We start from the raw sequence: 796 nt of genomic DNA, 5'->3' as shown, positions 1-796 counted from the left end.
CCCCGCCTCATTAGCACACCCGACGAAGCGGTAGCTGAACTGCGTGATTTAAGTCAGTATGAGCCGGACGTCGCAAAGATTGTTTATGACACCGCAGGCCGAGCACCTACCGTTGATATTGCAACGCTTACAGCCTTTTTAAACGAGGCGCAGCGTTTGGGTATTAAATCCGTGGTACATGTTGGTTCTTGGGACAATCTGCGCACAGCAACGGAGCTGGGCGCTAATGCCGTAACGCATCTGCCTTGGACACCAATGCCTGAAGATCTTCCGGCACTCATGCAAGCGCAGCAAACAGCGTTCATTCCCACGGTGTCGGTCATAAATGAAGCGCTACTGCTGCATGAGCCCATACCGGAAGCATTAGCAGAGTCCGTGCTGGCGATTCCAATGACCGACGCGTTGGTGAAACAAAAGCTGTTAGAGGATTACCCGGTAACAGCCGAGCACCCGCGTATGTACGAGTGGTTGGCTGGGTTAAAAGACGACAAGGTTTTGGATAATCGCCGCGAGGCCATCACCAAGCTAAATGCCGCGGGCGTTACTATCTTAGTGGGTTCAGACGCTGGCAACCTCGCCGTGTACCAAGGCATTGGCTTTCACCGCGAAATGTACTTTCTGCAAGCGCAGGGCATGACACCCTGGGATATTCTCCACGCAGGCACCCACGGCGCTTATGAATTTCTCGAGTTAGAGTGGGGCATCAGTGTCGGACAACCGGCTCACTTCACCCTGCATAACCCAGCCATATTTGAAGATGTCAGCCACACCACCGACGTCAGTACTGTCTACCTGC

General features: G+C 53.6%; 1 protein-coding gene. It reads left to right on the top strand.

What is annotated here, in order from left to right; genetic code table 11:
• A partial coding sequence (locus B3180_RS15470; protein ID WP_286845386.1) for an amidohydrolase family protein occupies positions 1 to 796 on the top strand: 796 nt, incomplete at both ends.

This window comes from Idiomarina sp. UBA4206 (assembly GCF_002383015.1).
Taxonomy (GTDB): Bacteria; Pseudomonadota; Gammaproteobacteria; order Enterobacterales; family Alteromonadaceae; genus Idiomarina; species Idiomarina abyssalis.
This window is presented reverse-complemented; position numbering and strand designations above follow the sequence as displayed.